Source organism: Acidovorax sp. 56, from assembly GCF_002749705.1.
Taxonomy (GTDB): domain Bacteria; phylum Pseudomonadota; class Gammaproteobacteria; order Burkholderiales; family Burkholderiaceae_C; genus Acidovorax.
In genome coordinates, this window is the sequence record NZ_PEEV01000001.1 from 2,309,433 (window position 1) to 2,324,342 (window position 14,910).

Sequence of the window (14,910 nt, forward strand, 5' to 3'; positions counted from 1 at the left end):
CGGGGCCAGCAAGAGCCCCCGCGCGGCCCGGGCACCGCCCAAACCGCGCTTTTCCACCGATCAAATCCTGGCAGGGCATGCCAGAATGGACTATGCCCGCCCCATCGGTTCATGCCCCCCACATTCCTCTGATGTCCTTGGACTCCCCTTCCGACAGCGCCGTCACCACCCTCTACCGGGCCGCGCTGGGCCCTGTGAACACGGAGCGCTACGTTCAGGCGTTTGCCCGGCTCGACGCCATGGGCCGCACCCTGACCAGCTGGCACTGGGCCGCCTGCTTCTTCACCCTGGGCTGGATGGTGTACCGCCAGCTCTGGGGCGCCGCACTGGTGTATGTGGCCGCTGCCGAAGGCGTGGCGCTGCTGGTGTTTGGCCTGGGCCGCCCGCTGCTGCAGTGGCCGCAGGCGGTGGAATGGGGCGTGGTGGGCGCCTTTGCCGTGCTGGGCAGCGTGGTGCCGGGGCTGTATGCCCACGCCATCCTGCACGCCGACATCCGCAAACGCGTGACCAAAGCACTGGCCGCATCGGCCAACATCCCCGAGGCCTGTGACCTGCTGGCCAAGCAGGCGGTGTCGCGCAAACGGCTGACCTGGGTCATCGCAGGGCATGCATTGTTGGCGGGTGCGGCACTGCTCGCTTACCTGGTCTTCCCGCAAGGCACCTTCACGGGCGAGTCGCCAGCCCAGGCGGCAGCGCCGCAGGCCGCGGCCCCCAGCGCCAGCTGGAACACCCCCTCTCCCACCCTCACCCCCGCCAGCCGCCCTGTGGCAGAAAAGGCCGACACGGCCGCTGCGCAGCCCAAGCCGCAACCGCCCAGTGCCCCCACAGTGGCCGTGGCCGCAGCCGCAGAAGATGCGCCGCCCGCAGCCGCCGTGACCGCAGCACCACCGCAAGCCATTGCCGTTAAGCCCACTGCAGCACCAGCAGACAAAGCCCCTGCCGATGGGGCCAAGGGAGCCTCTCAAGCGACGGCCTCTGTCGCTGGCAAAGCGACCGAGAAAACACCGGCCAAGCCAGCGGATAAACCCGTCGAAAAGCCGGCCGAAAAACCAGCGGCAAAAGCCACCGAAAAGCCCACAGAAAAACCTGCGGACAAAGCCAAGGAAGCGCCGGCGCCCAAAGCCAGCGCACAGCAGGCGGCAGCCTCCAAAGCCGTGGCAGCCAAGGCCTCAGAGCCCACGCGCGCCAAGCCTGTGCCAGCAGGCAAAACACCTGCCGCATCCTCCGCGGCCCGCCAGGCTGAGGGCAAGGCCTCTGCCGCCAGCGACACCACCGTGGGCGCCGCGCCTGGTTTTTATATCAACGTGGGTCTGTTTGCCGACGAAAGCAATGCGCGCAAAGCCCAGTCCCGCCTGCTCAACGAAGGCCTGCCCGCCTTCCGGCAGACCCTGGACAGCGCCAAAGGCACCCGCACCCGGGTGCGGGTGGGGCCTTTTGCCTCGCGCTCTGAGGCCGAGTCGGCTGCATCCAGCATCCGCGCGCTGGAACTCGATGCCGTTATTTTTCAGAAATGAACGGCTTGCTGAGCTGCCCGAAGGCGCTTCGGGCGTCAAGCGTCAATAGCCCATGACACCCCAAAGTTTCGGAATGTAAACAAAATCTGTCCAGGGTGGTAAATTGGCGCAAGATGGGGCTGGCCAGCCAGCGTCCTCATTCCGTTCGACGCATTCGGTAACCCATTGACAGGCAGTTTTGTGGACCTCAGCCGAGACTTTCAACGCCGCAAGGATTTTCTGTCGCTGACGCCGCAGGACGAGAACGCGTTACAGCGCCTGAACGGATTGCTGGGCGACAAAGCCCCCGGCTTCATCGAATCGTTTTACGAGCACCTGCTGTCCTTCAGCGAAACACGTGCACTCATTCCGGACGAAGGCACCCTTGCCCGTCTCAAAAAATCCCAGTCCAGCTATTTCAAGTCCCTGATTGCCGGGGTGTACGACCGCGCCTATCTCGACGACCGCTTGCGAGTCGGCCTGGTACATGCCAAGGTGGGCCTGTCGCCAGGTTGGTACCTGGGGGCCTACAGCCACTACCTGACCGAGCTGCTGCCGCGCATCGCGCAGGGGCTGAGCGGTGCCTCGCCCGACGAGTTGCTGCACACCTTCCAGGCCCTCATCAAGGTGATATTTTTGGACGTGGGCCTGGCCATTGACAGCTACATTGCCCACCGCGACGAACTGATTGCCGACCTGCGCGACTACGGCGCCGCCTTTGCCAACCTGCCCTACGGCACCATGGTGGCCACCCCCGATCTGAAAGTGGTGTTTGCCAACCGCGCCTTTGAAAAGCTGTTCAGCTTTGCCCCCAACAGCCTGCGCGGCTGCCCCTTGGCCAACGTGATGGACGTGACCAACATCACCACCCTGATCGACGCCGCCCTGCGCCAGCAAAGCGCCCGCGACACCGTGGAGGTGCGCCCCCACCACAACCCGCTGGCCGTGCCCGTGAGCATCACCGCACACACCTTGCCCATGCAAGACAAGGGGCAAGACCAGCGCCTGCTGCTGGTGTTTGAAGACCTGCGCGAGCAAACCCAGCTCACGCGCGACCTGCTCAACGCCCAGGCCGTGGCCAACATCGGCACCTGGCAAACCCATTTTGATGGCACCTTCGCCCTCACCCCCCAAGCAGCGCGCCTGCTGGGCTGGCCTGTGGCCAAACCATTCACCTACCCCGACTTTCTGACCTGCGTGCACGAAGACGACCGCCAACGGGTGGATGGCGAATGGACAGCCGCGCAACGGGTGGGGCGCTTTCGTTACGAATGCCGGGTGCACTCCAACCCCGGTCTGCGCTGGATTGAAGCGCGTGGCGTGATCGAGAAGGACCACCAAGGCAACCCGATCCGCGGCTACGGCACGGTGCTGGACATCACCGACCGCAAAACCACTGAGCAGGCCATGGAGCGCCTGGCCTTCTATGACTCGCTGACAGGGCTTCCCAACCGCACCAACGGCATGATGCTGGCGCAGCAAATGCTTTACCACGCGCAGCACCACGGCCAATCGGCCGCCGTCCTGTTCGTAGACCTGGACCGTTTCAAGGAAATCAACGACACCCACGGCCATATCGTGGGCGACAACGTGCTGGCCGAGCTGGCCACCCGCTTTCGCGCCGCCTGCGCCAAGGACGACGTCTTTGCCCGCGTGGGCGGCGACGAGTTCATGTGTGTGTACGTCCTGGCGCCAGGCGAAGACAAACTGCTGCGTGCCCAGCAGTTGCAAGCGGCGCTCACCCGCCCGGTGCTCATCGACAGCCTCAAGTTCGAGGTGGGGGCCAGCATTGGCGTGGCCACCTTCCCCGACCAGGGCGAGGACGTGGAAGACCTGCTCAAGCACGCAGACATCGCCATGTACGAAATCAAGGCGCGCGGGGGCGGCAGCCACCTGTACTCCGACTTGCTGGGGTTGAAGCTGGAGCGCCGCATCTCCCTGGGCACCAAGCTGGCCCGCGCCTTGGCGCAGTCGCAACTGCAATTGCACTACCAGCCCAAAGTGCACCTGGCCACCGGCGCACTGTGCGGGGTGGAGGCGCTGTCGCGCTGGTGCGATGAAGATGGCCACTGGATCAGCCCCGGCGAATTCATCCCCGTGGCCGAAGAGCGCGGCCTCATCGGCGAGCTGGGCGACTGGACGCTGACCCAGGCCGCCCGCGACATTGCCTACTGGCAGCAAGCCGGGGCTGCCGTGGTGCCCCGCGTGGCCGTCAACGTGTCGGCCGCGCAGATGATGGACGAAGGCTTTGCTGAACGTGCAGAGCGTCTGGTGCGCGCCCAGGGCGTAGCGCCCGGCATGATCGAGCTGGAGATGACCGAATCCGCCCTGATGAACGAGCCCGAGAAGGCGCGGCTGGTGGCATCCAGCCTGGTCGAGGTGGGCTTTTGCCTGTCCATCGACGACTTTGGCACCGGCTACTCGTCGCTGGAGCGGCTGCAGAGCTTTCCGGTGTTCAAGCTCAAGATCGACATGTCGTTCGTGCGGGACATGGACACCCACGCAGGCAACCGCGCCATCGTCACTGCCGTGATCGGCATGGCCAAAGCCCTGAAGCTGGAGACCGTCGCCGAAGGCGTGGAAACCGCCGCACAGGCCGCGCTGCTGACCCAGCTGCATTGCGACGAGGCCCAGGGCTACCTGTATTCCAAGGCCATCGCGGCCGAGCCCCTGTTGCAGCAGTGGCTGCACGGCCAGCCTGTGCAGCCGGCCCTGCCCACCGTGCCCTGACCGCCGCCCACTCGCGATGTCAGCAAGCACACACCTCCTGTTGCGCCCAGCCCCACAACCAGGGCAATGCATCTGGTGGCAAAGGCTTTCATGGCCTATGCTACGCCACAGACTTTCCTGATCAACGCACCGACTCCAGCCACCATGAGCCACCAAGATAAACCCGTCGTATTCGGCACCGAAGACCTGCTGATGAGCCTGTGCAACTCCGTCACGCGCGTGCTCTCCGTCGCCACGCAAAGCCAGGTGCACTACTCCGGCATGGTGCAACGCATCTCCAAAACCTGCCTCAAACCCGACATCGGCTGCTTCGTGCTGTTCGATGGCGGCTTCTCCGGGCTGGTCATCATCAACTTCTCGGCCTCGGCCGCGATGGAGCTGTACCAAAGCTACCTGCTGAGCATGGGCATGTCCAAGGACGACCTGGTCACCTCCTACACCTCGGACGAAGTCAGCAACGTGATGGGCGAGCTGATGAACCAGGTGGTGGGCGACTTCACCGGCAAGATCCGCCGCGAGCTGCAAACCCACATCACCCAGAACCAGCCCAAGATGCTGGTGCTGAACAAGCAAGTGATGCTGAGCGTGGACGCCAACCTGGACAACCCCGAAGCCCGCCGCGTGACCTTCTACACCGGCAACAACAACATCTTCTATCTGGAACTGGCGATGGACCGCACCGAGTTCATCAAGCTCTACGACTTCGAGGCCCAGGAAGCCCCAGACCCCGACGCCCTGATGGCCCAGTCCCACAACGCGCCCGCACCCGTCCCATCGACAACGGCCAGCGGCGACAGCGACACCGACGACCTGCTCAAGTCGCTGGGGATGTAACCCCCGCGCCGAGGCTAAGAACCTGCTCCCCCCAAAGCACCGCCAGCCGGTGCTTTTTTCTTGTCATCACTTCCATATTTCAATTATCATTGAATTATGGAAACCAACGATATCGTCAAAGCCCTGGCCGCACTGGCCCAAGCCTCGCGCCTGGAGATTTTTCGCGCCCTGGTCGTGGCGGGCACCGAGGGCCTGACGCCCAGCGCCCTGAGCGAGACCCTGGGCGTGGCACCCAACACGCTCTCGTTCCACCTCAAAGAGCTGACCCACGCCGGGCTGGTGGCGCAAGAGCGCGCTGGCCGCAACCTGATCTACCGCGCCCAGTTCGAGCGCATGAACGCGCTGATCGGCTACCTGACCGAGAACTGCTGCCAGGGCCAGGCCTGCCTGCCCAGCGCCGCCACCGCTGGTTGTGCCTGCTGAGCCTTCCCCTTTTTACTGCCGCCAAAAACCTGTTCCAAGGAGCCCCACCATGAAGCGCTTTCACGTTCACCTGCATGTTGACGACCTTGCCGCCAGCATCGCCTTCTACTCGCGCCTGTTTGCCGCCGCCCCTGCGCGGGTGGAGGCCGACTACGCCAAATGGATGCTGGAAGACCCGCGCGTGAACTTTGCGATCTCGACCCGAGGCAGCCAGCCGGGGCTGGACCACCTGGGCTTTCAGGTCGACGACGCGGCCGAACTGGCCGATTTGAAAGCCCGCGCCAGCGCCGCCGACATGGCGCTCTTGGACGAAGGCGCCACCACCTGCTGCTACGCCCGCAGCGAAAAGCACTGGGTGACCGACCCACAAGGCGTGGCGTGGGAGCACTTTCACACGCTCGAAAACATTCCTGTGTTCAATGAAGCGGCAGCGGCGGCGCAAGGCGCCTGCTGCGCCCCCAAAGCAGCTGCGGCACCCCAGGCCTCCACACAGGCCGCGTGCTGCGGCCCGTCCAAATCCTCTTCTTCCCATTGCTGCTGACCTGAGGCCCCGAATGACCGAATCCGCCACCCCCCTGAACGTTCTTTTTCTGTGCACCCACAACTCGGCGCGCAGCATCCTGGCCGAAGCGCTGCTCAACACCATGGGCGAAGGGCGCTTCAAGGCGTACTCCGCTGGCAGCAGCCCGCGCAATAACCAGCAGCCCAACCCACTGGGCCTGCAAGTGCTGCAAAAAGCCGGCATCCCCACCGAAGGGCTGCGCAGCAAAAGCTGGGACGAGTTTGCCGCCCCCGGCGCGCCCCACATGGACCTCATCATCACCGTGTGCGACAACGCAGCGGGCGAGGTGTGCCCCTTCTGGCCCGGCCACCCGGCCACCGCCCACTGGGGCTATGCCGACCCCTCCGAAGGCGATGGCAGCGAGGCCGAAAAATTGGAAGCCTTTCGCAAAACCCTGCACGCCATCCAGCGCCGCCTGTCGCTGTTGACCAGCCTGCCCGCCGACAAGCTGCAGCACACCGTGCTGCAAAGCTCCGCCCGCGAGCTGTCAGCCCACTGATCCCCTCTCACACCGATTGCCCAAAGAGCCCCATGACAACCACGGCCCCCGCCAGCCCTCCCGCCCCCCAAACCATGAGCGTGTTCGAGCGCTACCTCACCGTCTGGGTGTTCCTGTGCATCGTGGTGGGCATTGGGCTGGGGCAGCTGTGGCCCGGGGCCTTCCAGGCCATTGGCCGCATGGAAGTCGCCCAGGTCAACCTGCCCGTGGGCGTGCTGATCTGGGTGATGGTGATCCCCATGCTGATGAAGGTGGACTTTGCCGCCCTGGGCGAAGTGCGCCAGCACCTGCGGGGCATTGGCGTCACGCTGGTGGTGAACTGGCTGGTCAAACCGTTTTCGATGGCGCTCTTGGGCTGGCTGTTCATCCGCCACTGGTTTGCCCCCTGGCTGCCTGCCGAGCAGATCGACAGCTACATCGCCGGGCTCATCCTGCTGGCCGCTGCGCCCTGCACGGCCATGGTGTTTGTGTGGAGCCGCCTGACCGGGGGCGACCCGCTGTTCACCCTGTCACAAGTGGCGCTCAACGACAGCATCATGGTGCTGGCCTTTGCGCCGCTGGTGGCGCTGCTGCTGGGGGTGTCGGCCATCACCGTGCCGTGGGCCACGCTGCTCACCTCGGTGGTGCTGTACATCGTGATCCCCGTGGCCATCGCCCAGGCGCTGCGCCGCGCCCTGCTGGCGCGTGGCCCGGCGGCGCTCGATGCCGCACTGCAGCGCATCGGCCCCTGGTCCATCGGTGCACTGCTGGCCACGCTGGTGCTGCTGTTTGCCTTCCAGGGCGAGGCGATCCTCACGCAGCCGCTGGTCATCGCCCTGCTGGCCGTGCCCATCCTCATCCAGGTGTTCTTCAACGCGGGCCTGGCCTACTGGCTCAACCGCGCCGTGGGCGAAAAGCACAGCGTGGCCTGCCCGTCGGCCCTCATTGGTGCGTCCAACTTCTTTGAGCTGGCCGTGGCTGCCGCCATCAGCCTGTTCGGCTTTCACTCCGGCGCCGCGCTGGCCACGGTGGTGGGGGTGCTGATCGAAGTGCCCGTGATGCTGCTGGTGGTGCACATCGTCAACCGCAGCAAGGGCTGGTACGAGCGCGGGCTGAAGGCTGACTGAGCACAGCCTGCGCACCAGACGCTACTAAAAAGATAGCTTCTAGCGCTTGATTGATAAGCGCTAGGCAGCTTTTTTATGTACAGGCTAGATATGTTTGTGCCCCCATATCCGTTCGGGCTGAGCTTGTCGAAGCCCTGCGCGGCGCTTCGACAAGCTCAGCGTGAACGGATGGGGGTGAGGCGTAGGCAAGGACAAGCCTTGCCCCCGTTACACGCGGCGCTGCGCAGCCAGGCGCTGCACCACCGCCACCAGGCGGTCGATCTCGTCAAAGGTGTTGTAGAACGCCAGCGACGGGCGCACCGTGGTCTCCACACCAAAGCGGCGCAGGATGGGCTGTGCGCAGTGGTGGCCCGTGCGCACAGCAATGCCCTCTTCGTTCAGCGCCTTGCCCACCTCTTCGGTGGTGTAGCCCGCCAGCACAAACGACATCACGCTGGCCTTGTGGGCCGCCGTGCCAATCAGCCGCACGCCCCGGATGGCACCCAGGTGCTGCATGCCGTATTCGAGCAGCTCGTGTTCGTAGCGGGCAATGTTCTCAATGCCCACGCGGTTCACGTAGTCGATGGCCGCGCCCAGGCCCACGGCATCGGCGATGTTGCCGGTGCCTGCCTCGAACTTGTTGGGAATGGGCTGGAACACCGTTTTCTCAAACGTGACATCGGCAATCATGTTGCCGCCGCCCTGCCAGGGGGGCATGTCCTCCAGCACCTCGCGCTTGCCCCACACCACGCCGATGCCGGTGGGCCCAAACACCTTGTGGCCCGAGAAGACAAAGAAGTCCGCGCCAAGGTCTTGCACGTCCACCCGCATGTGCGAGATGGACTGCGCCCCATCGACCAGCGCCTTGGCGCCCGCGCGGTGGGCCATGGCCACGATCTCTTTGACCGGCACCACCGTGCCCAGCGCATTCGACACCTGCGTGACGGACACGATTTTGGTGCGGCTGTTCAGCAGCTTCTGGTATTCATCCAGCAGCACCTGGCCCGAGTCGTCCACCGGAATCACGCGCAGCTTGGCGCCCTTGGCGGCCGCCAACTGCTGCCAGGGCACGATGTTGGCGTGGTGCTCCAGGTTGCTGACGATGATCTCGTCGCCCTCGCCAATGTGCTGCGCACCCCAGCTCTTGGCCACCAGGTTGATGGCCTCGGTGGTGCCGCGCACAAAGATCACCTCGTTCACATCCGGCGCATTGATGAAGTGCTTCACCCGCTGGCGGGCACCTTCGTAGGCGTCCGTGGCGCGGGCGGCCAGCTCGTGCGCAGCGCGGTGGATGTTCGAGTTTTCGTGCTCGTAAAAATAGCTGATGCGGTCGATGACCGCCTTGGGCTTGTGCGTGGTGGCCGCGTTGTCAAACCACACCAGAGGCCGCCCGTTCACCCGCTCGGACAGCACCGGAAAGTCGCGGCGAATGGCATGCACATCAAACGCTGGGTGCGCGCTGCCCGCCACCACAGGCACCGCCCCCGCCTGCTGCGCCGCAGGGTGGCCTGGCGTGGTGTAGCCGCCGGGCAGCACCACGGCATTGGCAAAGTAGAACTGCGGCTCGGCCGATGGCACCGTGCTGGGCACACCCGGGCCTGCCGTGGGCGATGTGACCTGGGGCACATGGGCTGCATCAAACGACTGGAACGGCAGGCGCGACAAGGCATCCAGCCCATCACCCCTCTCTGGCGCTGACGGCACGGCCACACCGGATGGGCGCTCGCCCACAAAGTAGTACGGCGCAGAGGCGGAGGACGCAGCGGATGCTGCCGAGGCAGCAGGCACCGAGCCAGCCGAGGGTGCAGTCGCCACCGGCGCCACGCCCAACGCCCCCGAGCCCAAGCGCGGCTCGTAGGCAGGCAAGGTGCTGACCACCGTATCGGGCAGGCCATTGCCCGCCGAGGCATGCGGCACCAGCGCAGGGGCGCGGTGCGCCAGCGACAGCACGGGCGTGGGCGATGCGGGCACCAGGTTGCTGCCCGGAATCTGCCCTTGCGGGATGGGCGTGCCTGGCACCGAGGGGCCCAGCCCGGCCGGGCTGGCCAGGGGCGAGCCCGCCGGGGCCAGGTTCACCGGCGCCTGCACGCCGGGCGGAAAGCCCGCCGCAGCAGGGCGCGGCACGGCAGAGGCTGCACCAGACAGGTCCGGCGGCTCGCCCGGCAGGGCCGCAAACAGGGCCGAGGCCATGCGGGCGAGCGCAGCCGTGTCCAGCGGAGACTGCGGCACCGCAGAGGATGTGTGAGAGAGGTTCGTCACCGCGCGGCCACCTTATTTGTAGGTGTCTGGGTAGTCGTGGTACTTGTTGATCTCCACATCGTCCAGCACGGCCAGCGCGTCGGGCGTGAGCACCGCCAGCGAGCAGTACAGCGAGATCAGGTACGACGCAATCGCATGGTTGTTGATGCCCATGAAGCGCACCGACAGGCCGGGGCTTTGCTCGCCCGGCAGGCCCGGCTGGTACAGGCCCACCACGCCCTGGCGCTTGTCGCCCACGCGCAGCAGCAAGATCTTGCTCTTGCCATCGGCCACAGGCACCTTGTCCGACGGAATCAGCGGCACGCCGCGCCAGGTGATGAACTGCGAGCCAAACAGGCTCACCGTGGGCGGTGGCGTGCCACGGCGCGTGGCTTCGCGGCCAAAGGCGGCAATCGCCAGCGGGTGGGCCAGAAAGAAGGCGGGCTCTTTCCACACCTTGGTCAGCAGCTCGTCCAGGTCATCGGGCGTGGGTGCGCCGGTCAGCGGGAAGATGCGCTGCTCGTCCGTCACCTGCGCCAGCAGGCCGTAGTCGGCGTTGTTGATCAGCTCGCTTTCCTGGTTCTCTTTGATGGTCTCGATGGTCAGGCGCAACTGCTCTTTGACCTGGTCGTGCGGGCTGCTGTACAAGTCGGAGATGCGGGTGTGCACGTCCAGCACGGTGCTCACCGCGTTCAGGAAGTACTCGCGCGGGTTCTCTTCGTAATCGACGAAGGTGCGGGGGAGCTGGTTTTCCTTCTCCTTGGCGGTGCAGGCCACCTTGATGGCCTCGGGGTTCTTGACCTGGTTCAGGCGGTAGATGCCCGCCTCCACCGGCACCCACTGCAGCAGGTGCGTAAGCCAGCGCGGCGAGATGGTGGAAAGCTGGGGTGCCGTCTTGGTTGCATTGGCGAGTTGCCGTGCGCCGCTATCGCTGAGTGCGGTGGTTCCGCCCACTGTTGCCGACATGTGAATACTCCGTGAGGTTGAAAACAAACAAGAAAAAAATCAGAAAACCCGCCCGCCCGATACAGCGCCCCACATCCCCACCTCTCGGTGCAGACCAGGGTGCGCACAGGCCAGCCAGTGACTGCTGCAGTGTCAAAGTTCCAGCGCTCCGCCTCAACAGGCTATAGCCGCCAACTGCAGGCCGCGTACCAGTTGCCTCTGGTGCACGGACTCGCCGCGTGTGACCAGCACCGAGGGCGCAACGCCCAATGCACCGGCCAGTTTTTCGACGGTGTGCAGGGATGCGATGACGCTGCCGCGCTCGATCTCGCCCACATACGAGCGGTTGAGGTCCGACTGCTCGGCCAGCCGCTCTTGCGACCAGCCCTGCGCCTCGCGCGACTGGCGCACCGCAATGCCAAAGCCTTTGACGAGCGTGGTCACAGCGCCACCTCGGCCAGGATGGACGGGAAGCGGCCCGATGCCTGGGCGCTGGCCTGCGTGACATGGCCGCCCGCAGGCACGTCGTGCGTGACCCACACGTTGCCGCCAATCACCGCCCCCTTGCCCAGCGTGACACGGCCCAAAATGGTGGCGCCCGCGTAGATGACCACGTCGTCCTGCACCAGCGGGTGGCGCGGCAGGCCCTTTTGCAGCACGCCATCGGCATCGGTCGGAAAGCGCTTGGCCCCCAGCGTCACGGCCTGGTACAGGCGCACGCGCTTGCCAATCACCGCCGTCTCGCCAATCACCACGCCCGTGCCGTGGTCGATGAAAAAGCCCGCGCCAATCTGTGCACCAGGGTGGATGTCAATGCCCGTCTGGCTGTGCGCCAGCTCCGACACGATGCGCGCGAGCAACGGCAGCCCCAGCAGGTACAGGCGGTGCGCAATGCGGTGGTGGATCATGGCCAGCACACCGGGGTAGCACAGCAGCACCTCGTCCACACTGCCCGCCGCCGGGTCGCCCTGGTAGGCGGCCAGCACATCGCTGTCGAGCAGGCGGCGGATGTCGGGCAGCGACTGGGCCAGGTCTTGCGCGGCCTTCAGGGCCTGCTGCTCCACGTCCTGGGCGTCGCGCGGCTGGTGGCGTGCGCCGTATTTCAGCTCCAGCACCATCTGCGCGTGCAGGGTGTGCAGCGCGGCGTCCAGCGTGTGGGCCACGTAGAAGTCTTCGCTCTCCTGGCGCAAGTCGGGCGGGCCCAGCCGCATGGGAAAGAGCGCACCCTTGAGCTGCTCTACCACCCGCGCCAGCGCATCGCGCGACGGAAACTCGCGCCCGCCGGGCTCCTGCGATCGCTTTTGCGCATCGCGCCAGTCGCGGCGCACGCCGTGCAGCGATTGCACGATCTGTTCAATGTCAAAGATGGCCATTGCTCGTTCCTCGTTGCAACCTGTCAGTCCTGCACCCAGGGCAGGCCGTGAAAACGCCAGCCGTCGCTGCCGCCCCGGTGCAGCTGGGGGTCGATCTCGCCCTCAAAGCCTTCCAGCACATTGAAGACATGGGCAAACCCGGCAGCGGCGGCGGCCTCTGCCGCCAGCACCGAGCGCTTGCCGCTGCGGCACAGCAGCAGCACGGCGGCGTCCTTGCCGCCCTCTTTGGCCAGCTTGGCTTCGAGCTCGCGCACAAAGCGCGGGTTGCGCACCAGCGCTGTGCCGGTGGCCCAGGCCACGTGCAGGCTGCCGGGCACATGGCCCACAAACTTGCGCTCTTCGCTCGATCGCACGTCCACCAGCACGGCCTGGTTGGCCTGCACCAGGCGCCAGGCCAGTGCGGGGGGCACGCCACCGGCGTAGGCCAGGCCCTCGGCCTGGGCAGCGGTGTGGAGGGTTTGCAGTTCTGGGGCGAGGGTCAGAGTGTCCTGTGCGGTGGTCATGGGGGGCTTTCAATAAAAACAGGCTCTAGCGCTTATTCAACAAGCGCTAGCAGCTATTCATTTCATAGCAATGGGTGGGCGAGCCGATTCAATACGGCACGTCGCCCAGCACGGTGGCGCGGTGCATCACGCGGCGGTGGGGCAGGTAGTCCACCGTGGCGTAGTGCTGGGTCAGGCGGTTGTCCCAGAAGGCCAGGTCGTATTGCTTCCAGCGCCAGCGCACGGTGAATTCGGGCTTGGCGATGTGCACCCGCAGGAAGGCCAGGATCGCGTCGCTCTCCTTCTTGTCCAGCTCCACGATGCGGCTGGTAAAGCCTTCGTTGACGAACAGGCCGCGCTTGCCGCTGACGGGGTGGGTGCGCACCACGGGGTGCGGGATGTCGGGGTACTTGGCCGCAGCGCTCTCCCACACCTTGCGCTCCTCAGGCGTGCGGGCATAGCGCCAGGCGGGGAACGACTGCACAAAGCTGTGCTCGGCATGCAGCGGATCGAGCAACTTGCGCAGCGGCTCTGACAGCGCCTCATACGCCGCAATGCCGCTGGCCCACAGCGTGTCGCCGCCCGAGGGCGGCAGGTGCCGCGCCGACAGCAGCGCACCCATGGGCGGCTTGTCGATGAAGGTCACATCGGTGTGCCAGTTGTCGTTGTCGGGCGGGTTGTTGTCATCGGTGTCCAGCACGATGATTTCCACCGCATCCGGGTGCGTGGGGTACACCGGGTGGATGTGCAGCTCGCCAAAGCGCCGGGCCAGGTCGCGCTGCTGCACGGGGGTGACGGGCTGGTTCTCAAAGAACAGCACATGGTGCTGGAGCAGCCCGGCCAGCAGCGCATCGCGCTGGGCGTCGCTCACGGGCTGGGTCAGGTCGATGCCGGTGACAAGGGCGCCAATGGCAGGGCCCAGGGCTTGGATGTGCAAGGTCATGGTGGCGGCAAATGCAGAGGGTGGCAAAAGGCGGTGAAAGATGGCTAAAGGCGGCTGAAAGTGGCCTCAAGCATCCCGCCAACCGCGCGGCGCACCAAGCTCGTTATTTGCATTTGCTATGTTGATTTCCTTCCATATCAACTTATTCATCTAAACATAGGATTTCCGTGACGCCCCTGCACCGCAGGGACCAACCCCTCGATCACCCCGATCACCGACACGGAGACCTTTTCATGAAATTCTGGAAACCCCTGGCCATCGCCGCCGCAGGCACCCTCGCCCTGGCCAGCGCCTTCAGCGCCCTGGCCGCCGACAAGAAAGTGGTGGTGGGCTACCAGACCGACGCCCTGCCCTCGGCCGTGGCCATTGCCAATGGCGATTTCGCCAAGACCACGGGCTACCAGATCGACTTTCGCAAGTTCAACTCGGGCGCCGACGTGGTGGCCGCCATTGCCTCGGGCGATGTGCAAGTGGGCTATGTGGGCTCCAGCCCTTACGCAGCAGCCGCTTCGCGCGGGCTGGACATCCAGGGCTTTTACCTGGCCTCCATCTCAGGCACCGACGAAGCCCTGGTGGTGCGCAACGGCTCGGGCATCAAGACAGTGAACGACCTCAAGGGCAAGCGCCTGGCCGCAGCGCCCGTGTCCACCGACCACTACCAGCTGCTGGCCCTCATCAAAAACCAGGGCCTCACCGAAAAAGACGTGACGGTGCTGGCCATTCCGCAGCCCGAAATCGTGGCCGCCTACAACCGGGGTGACATCGACGGCGGCTTTGTGTGGGACCCGGCCCTCACCGAACTCAAAAAGAACGGCACCGTGCTGGTCACCTCCAAAGACGTGGCTGAAAAAGGCGCCCCCACCTTCAGCGCCTGGGTGGCCACAGGCAAATTTGCCAAAGAGCACCCCGAGTTCCTGAAGAACTATGCCGCCGTCATCGACAAATACAGCCAGTCCTTCGCCACCGACAAGGCTGCCTGGGGCCCCGACAGCGAGAACACCAAGCAACTGGCCAAACTGCTGGGCGGCACCCCTGCCGACCAGGCCGCCGGGCTCAAGAACCTGAACCTGGTGCCCCGCAGCGAGCAAGTCAGCGAAGCCTGGCTGGGCGGCGGCGAGCAATCCGGCGTAGCCAAGATCCTCAAGGAAACCTCGGCCTTCCTGAAGGAGCAAAAGAAGATCTCGCAGGTGCAAGGCAGCTACGCCAAGTACGTCACGCCCACAGCGCTGAAGTAAGAGCGACTCATAAAACTCCCCTGGCGTCGTTGTCTCGCCTTGTCGTACTGCTTGTACTGCCTGCGGCG

14 protein-coding genes are annotated in these 14,910 nt (G+C 65.3%); 8 read left to right on the forward strand and 6 right to left on the reverse strand.

The window, feature by feature from the left end; translation table 11 throughout:
• Window positions 1-131 precede the first annotated feature (131 nt).
• The 7 genes from CLU88_RS10220 (at window position 132) to arsB (ending at window position 7,647) form a co-directional block, all read left to right on the forward strand.
• The gene (locus tag CLU88_RS10220; protein ID WP_233205428.1) at window positions 132-1,514 is read left to right on the forward strand and encodes an SPOR domain-containing protein; all 1,383 of its coding nucleotides are present in this window, start codon (window positions 132-134) and stop codon (window positions 1,512-1,514) included.
• A 180-nt stretch (window positions 1,515-1,694) separates the two neighbouring features.
• Entirely contained in the window at window positions 1,695-4,223 is a 2,529-nt protein-coding gene (locus CLU88_RS10225; protein WP_099658778.1) for an EAL domain-containing protein, read from the forward strand.
• 144 nt (window positions 4,224-4,367) lie between these two features.
• Entirely contained in the window at window positions 4,368-5,057 is a 690-nt protein-coding gene (locus tag CLU88_RS10230; RefSeq protein ID WP_099658779.1) for a DUF3334 family protein, read from the forward strand.
• A gap of 96 nt (window positions 5,058-5,153) precedes the next feature.
• Complete coding sequence (locus CLU88_RS10235) at window positions 5,154-5,480, forward strand: helix-turn-helix transcriptional regulator (protein ID WP_099656504.1); 327 nt, start codon at window positions 5,154-5,156, stop codon at window positions 5,478-5,480.
• A 49-nt stretch (window positions 5,481-5,529) separates the two neighbouring features.
• On the forward strand, window positions 5,530-6,021 hold the full coding sequence (locus tag CLU88_RS10240; RefSeq protein WP_099656505.1) for an ArsI/CadI family heavy metal resistance metalloenzyme: 492 nt from the start codon (window positions 5,530-5,532) through the stop codon (window positions 6,019-6,021).
• 13 nt (window positions 6,022-6,034) lie between these two features.
• On the forward strand, window positions 6,035-6,541 hold the full coding sequence (locus tag CLU88_RS10245) for an arsenate reductase ArsC (protein ID WP_099656506.1): 507 nt from the start codon (window positions 6,035-6,037) through the stop codon (window positions 6,539-6,541).
• Window positions 6,542-6,573: 32 nt separating this feature from the next.
• On the forward strand, window positions 6,574-7,647 hold the full coding sequence (gene arsB / locus CLU88_RS10250; protein ID WP_233205429.1) for an ACR3 family arsenite efflux transporter: 1,074 nt from the start codon (window positions 6,574-6,576) through the stop codon (window positions 7,645-7,647).
• Window positions 7,648-7,854: 207 nt separating this feature from the next.
• On the opposite strand, the gene CLU88_RS10255 is transcribed toward arsB, so the two are convergent.
• The 6 genes from CLU88_RS10255 to tauD all read right to left on the reverse strand — a co-directional run bounded on the left by CLU88_RS10255 (window position 7,855) and on the right by tauD (window position 13,607).
• The gene (locus tag CLU88_RS10255; RefSeq protein WP_099658781.1) at window positions 7,855-9,816 is read right to left on the reverse strand and encodes a family 2A encapsulin nanocompartment cargo protein cysteine desulfurase; all 1,962 of its coding nucleotides are present in this window, start codon (window positions 9,814-9,816) and stop codon (window positions 7,855-7,857) included.
• 81 nt (window positions 9,817-9,897) lie between these two features.
• Window positions 9,898-10,830: a family 2A encapsulin nanocompartment shell protein gene (locus CLU88_RS10260; protein ID WP_099656507.1), complete on the reverse strand. Its 933-nt coding sequence runs from the start codon at window positions 10,828-10,830 to the stop codon at window positions 9,898-9,900.
• A 153-nt stretch (window positions 10,831-10,983) separates the two neighbouring features.
• Window positions 10,984-11,253: a helix-turn-helix domain-containing protein gene (locus CLU88_RS10265; protein WP_099656508.1), complete on the reverse strand. Its 270-nt coding sequence runs from the start codon at window positions 11,251-11,253 to the stop codon at window positions 10,984-10,986.
• The gene (gene epsC / locus CLU88_RS10270) at window positions 11,250-12,182 is read right to left on the reverse strand and encodes a serine O-acetyltransferase EpsC (RefSeq protein ID WP_099656509.1); all 933 of its coding nucleotides are present in this window, start codon (window positions 12,180-12,182) and stop codon (window positions 11,250-11,252) included. The genes CLU88_RS10265 and epsC overlap by 4 nt, the downstream gene beginning before the upstream one ends.
• A 23-nt stretch (window positions 12,183-12,205) precedes the next feature.
• On the reverse strand, window positions 12,206-12,685 hold the full coding sequence (locus tag CLU88_RS10275) for a rhodanese-like domain-containing protein (RefSeq protein ID WP_099656510.1): 480 nt from the start codon (window positions 12,683-12,685) through the stop codon (window positions 12,206-12,208).
• Between the two features lie 88 nt (window positions 12,686-12,773).
• Window positions 12,774-13,607 carry a taurine dioxygenase gene (tauD, locus tag CLU88_RS10280; RefSeq protein ID WP_099658782.1) on the reverse strand — a complete coding sequence of 278 codons (834 nt, stop codon included), beginning with the start codon at window positions 13,605-13,607 and terminating at the stop codon, window positions 12,774-12,776.
• A 233-nt stretch (window positions 13,608-13,840) separates the two neighbouring features.
• Between tauD and tauA the strand changes: the two genes are divergently transcribed.
• Window positions 13,841-14,842: a taurine ABC transporter substrate-binding protein gene (tauA, locus tag CLU88_RS10285; protein ID WP_099656511.1), complete on the forward strand. Its 1,002-nt coding sequence runs from the start codon at window positions 13,841-13,843 to the stop codon at window positions 14,840-14,842.
• The last annotated feature ends 68 nt before the right edge of the window (window positions 14,843-14,910 follow it).

What these genes read in the sequence shown, in the direction of transcription:
- CLU88_RS10240 (WP_099656505.1), top strand. Translation starts at nt 5,530, where the DNA reads ATGAAGCGCTTTCACGTTCACCTGCATGTTGACGACCTTGCCGCCAGC.
- CLU88_RS10275 (WP_099656510.1), bottom strand. Translation starts at nt 12,685, where the DNA reads ATGACCACCGCACAGGACACTCTGACCCTCGCCCCAGAACTGCAAACC.
- tauD (WP_099658782.1), bottom strand. Translation starts at nt 13,607, where the DNA reads ATGACCTTGCACATCCAAGCCCTGGGCCCTGCCATTGGCGCCCTTGTC.
- arsB (WP_233205429.1), top strand. Translation starts at nt 6,574, where the DNA reads ATGACAACCACGGCCCCCGCCAGCCCTCCCGCCCCCCAAACCATGAGC.
- CLU88_RS10255 (WP_099658781.1), bottom strand. Translation starts at nt 9,816, where the DNA reads ATGGCCTCGGCCCTGTTTGCGGCCCTGCCGGGCGAGCCGCCGGACCTG.
- CLU88_RS10235 (WP_099656504.1), top strand. Translation starts at nt 5,154, where the DNA reads ATGGAAACCAACGATATCGTCAAAGCCCTGGCCGCACTGGCCCAAGCC.
- CLU88_RS10245 (WP_099656506.1), top strand. Translation starts at nt 6,035, where the DNA reads ATGACCGAATCCGCCACCCCCCTGAACGTTCTTTTTCTGTGCACCCAC.
- epsC (WP_099656509.1), bottom strand. Translation starts at nt 12,182, where the DNA reads ATGGCCATCTTTGACATTGAACAGATCGTGCAATCGCTGCACGGCGTG.
- CLU88_RS10220 (WP_233205428.1), top strand. Translation starts at nt 132, where the DNA reads ATGTCCTTGGACTCCCCTTCCGACAGCGCCGTCACCACCCTCTACCGG.
- CLU88_RS10230 (WP_099658779.1), top strand. Translation starts at nt 4,368, where the DNA reads ATGAGCCACCAAGATAAACCCGTCGTATTCGGCACCGAAGACCTGCTG.
- tauA (WP_099656511.1), top strand. Translation starts at nt 13,841, where the DNA reads ATGAAATTCTGGAAACCCCTGGCCATCGCCGCCGCAGGCACCCTCGCC.
- CLU88_RS10260 (WP_099656507.1), bottom strand. Translation starts at nt 10,830, where the DNA reads ATGTCGGCAACAGTGGGCGGAACCACCGCACTCAGCGATAGCGGCGCA.